This window comes from Clostridium sp. UBA1056 (assembly GCA_002316385.1).
Lineage (GTDB): Bacteria > Bacillota > Clostridia > Clostridiales > Clostridiaceae > Clostridium_J.
The window spans coordinates 1-3,565 of sequence record DCDL01000053.1; the positions used below are offsets into that span (position 1 = coordinate 1).

2 protein-coding genes are annotated in these 3,565 nt (G+C 30.2%); both read left to right on the top strand.

The window, feature by feature from the left end; all coding sequences use genetic code 11:
- The first annotated feature begins 341 nt into the window (after positions 1 to 341).
- A complete protein-coding gene (locus B3W71_RS13185) occupies positions 342 to 1,022 on the top strand; it encodes a methionine synthase (protein ID WP_346889396.1) in 681 nt (226 codons plus the stop codon).
- On the top strand, positions 1,012 to 3,390 hold the full coding sequence (locus B3W71_RS13190; RefSeq protein ID WP_346889395.1) for a homocysteine S-methyltransferase family protein: 2,379 nt from the start codon (positions 1,012 to 1,014) through the stop codon (positions 3,388 to 3,390). Before B3W71_RS13185 ends, B3W71_RS13190 begins: the two co-directional genes overlap by 11 nt.
- The last annotated feature ends 175 nt before the right edge of the window (positions 3,391 to 3,565 follow it).

Consider the following 3,565-nt stretch of genomic DNA (forward strand, 5'->3'; position numbering starts at 1 on the left):
AAATAACAAGCCAGTATTTTCGCCTATTTACCACGATACGTCGTCGTCAAAACCCTTACATAGCAGCACTATGAAAGGACTTTAACTCCTAGTCTCGTGACAAATATGCTTCAATCTTTGACTTGTTATTTCTTTTCAAGTGCCTAACTCAAAATATACTTCTCATCTTTGACTTGTTATTTATTTTCAGATGCCTAATAGAAAAATAGAAAGCGCCATCTTTAAATTTAGCGTAGTTTTGTATATTCTATAAGGAGGTAAACAAAATGCGTATAAAAGAATTATTTAAGGAAAAAGAAGTAGATTAAAAATATATTAGCTTTAAGAGAGGATATAAATTGATGGATAGAATCCTTAAAAATAAAGATGAAGTTTTAAGATATTTAGGTTATAGAAACCAAACTTTAGACAAAGTAACTAATGATTTAATTGAAGAAGCAATAAATGAAATGAGAGATTTAATTAAACCTAGATATATATATAAATTCTTCAATATCATGAGAAAAGAAGAGGGAATGTATTTAAGTCATAGTAACTTTAACTTAGTTGGAGAGAATATTAAAAATCATTTAGCAAAATCAGAAGTATGTGTCTTAATGGCAGTAACCATAGGAAATAATGTAGATACCAAAATAAGATATTATGAAAAAATAAGCGTGGCTAAAGCATTAATTTTAGATGCTTGTGCCACAGTAGCTATAGAAGAGATTTGCGAAAATGTATGTAAGGAATTAAAAGAAATAGTGCATAAAGAAAATAAAGTATTAACTTCAAGATATAGTCCTGGATATGGAGACTTGCCTATAGACATACAAAAAAGCTTTTTAGCTATTCTTGATGCAGGAAATACTATAGGACTTACTGCATCATCTCATAATATTTTAATACCAAGAAAATCTGTCACGGCTATAGTTGGCGTTATTGAAAAGGAGGATAAAAATACAGAAGAGATCAGTTGCTTAGATTGCAATAAGCATGATAGTTGCACCTTTAGAAAAGGGGATGATAAACGTGGAAATTAGAGAAAAATTAAAAGACAAAACTTTAATTTTTGATGGTGCCATGGGTACTATGCTTCAAAAGAGAGGATTAAAATTAGGAGATTTACCAGAAAGCTTAAATGTTACTAATTCAAAATTAATAGTTGAAATACATAAAAGCTATATTGAAGCTGGTGCAGATATTATTACTACCAATACCTTTGGCGCTAACGAAATTAAACTTAAAAGTAGTAATTTCAGTGTAGAGGAAATAATTCATTCAGCAGTAGAAAATGCTAAAGCTGCTGATCAGGATAAAAAAGTATATATAGCTTTAGATATAGGTCCAATTGGGGAGTTATTAGAGCCTATTGGAACTTTAACCTTTGATGAAGCTTATAACATCTTTAAAAGGCAAATAATTCAAGGTGTAAAAAGTGGTGTAGATTTAATATTAATAGAGACAATGACAGATTTGTATGAAGCTAAAGCCGCAGTATTAGCAGCTAAAGAAAACTCAGATTTGCCAGTATTTTGTACTATGAGTTTTCAGCAAGATAAAAGAACCTTTACAGGATGTAGTGTCACATCTATGGTAATGGTATTAGAAGGATTAGGGGTGGATGCACTTGGTGTTAATTGCTCGCTAGGTCCCAAAGAATTAGAATCTATAGTAGATGAAATATTAAATATAACAAACCTACCTGTAGTAGTTCAGGCTAATGCAGGTTTACCTTCTATTATTAATGGAGATACGATATTTAATATTTTACCTGAAGAGTTTGCGGTTTACGGAAGAAAGTTCAAGGAAAAAGGAGTAAAAATAATAGGAGGATGTTGCGGAACAACAGATAATTATATAAAAGAATTAGTAAAAGGTTTAAGAGAAGTAGACGTTAAATACAAGAAACATAATTCATTAAGTGGAGTATGTACACCTACTAAAGCAGTGATTATTAATGAGGTAAAAGTGATAGGTGAAAGAATAAATCCAACTGGGAAAAAGTTATTTAAAGAGGCATTAAGGAATGAAGATTTAGATTATATTCTAAGAGAAGCAATATCTCAGGTTGAGTCTGGAGCTCAGATTTTAGATGTCAATGTAGGACTTCCAGAAATAAATGAAGAGGAAATTATGGTAAAGGTTATTAAAGAAATACAGTCAATATTAGATGTGCCTCTTCAGATAGATTCCACTAACCCAAAAGTTATAGAAATGGGATTAAGGTATTATAATGGTAAGGCTATAGTTAATTCAGTAAATGGAGAAACTGCTGTTTTAGAAAGAATACTACCTATAGTAAAAAAATATGGAGCAGCAGTAGTAGGACTTACTTTAGATGAGAATGGAATACCTTCAAGCAGTGAAGAAAGATTTAAAATAGCTGAAAAAATTGTTAACATGGCAGAAAAATATGGTATAGATAAGAAAGATGTATATATAGATTGTTTAACATTAACAGCAGCTGCCCAACAGAAGGATGTAAAAGAAACTCTAAAGGCTCTTTCTTTGGTAAAAGAAAAGTTAAAAGTAAAAACTGTGCTTGGGGTATCTAATGTATCCTTTGGACTACCAAACAGAGAGCTTTTAAATAAAGCATTCTTAGCAGCTAGTCTATTTGCTGGTTTAGATTTACCTATAATAAACCCTTTAGATAAGGAAATGATGAATACAATAGCTGCTTCTAGAGTTTTATGGAATGAGGATAAAGGGGCAAAGGAATATCTAGAATATAGCAAAGATATATCTAAAGAGTTAGTAGCAAATAAAAAACAGGAAAAAAATACTGAGGATGATTTATTCAAAGTTATATTAAAAGGTATGAAGGATGAAGCTAAGATAGTTACAATAAAACTATTAGAATATAAAGAGCCATTACAAATTATTAATGAATATATAATTCCAGCCTTAGATGTTGTAGGAGAAAGATATGAAAATGGAGAGATATTTCTTCCACAGTTGATTCACTCAGCAGAGACAGTAAAAAGTTCTTTTCAAATTGTAAAGGATAAATTAAAGCTAAAAGATAATAAAGAATTCTCAAAGGGGAAAATAATATTAGCTACAGTAAAGGGCGATATTCATGATATAGGTAAAAACATAGTGAAAGTACTTCTAGAAAATTATAATTATGAGGTTATAGACTTAGGAAAAGATGTTTCTAAGGAGAGAATAATAGAGGTAGCTGTTAAAAATAATGTTAAACTTATAGGGCTTAGTGCACTGATGACTACTACCGTGAAAAATATGGAAGAGACCATAGGTGAATTAAAGAAAGTGAAGCCTGATTGTGTAGTTATGGTTGGAGGCGCTGTATTAAATAAGGAATATGCGGATATGATTCATGCTGATTATTATGCTAAAGATGCAAAGGGATCTGTATCAATAGCAAGGCAAATATTAGGGTAAGGCAGTATGATTAATGACCTTAAAAGTATTCAATTTAAGTATGATAGGATATAAATATTTATATAGGAAACATTTTAACTATTTAACATTTTAAAATGTCAAATAGTTAAATGGGGTTTTCGCAAAATATATTACTAATCTAAATAAATATTGAAGTGCTTATTCAATATTTATT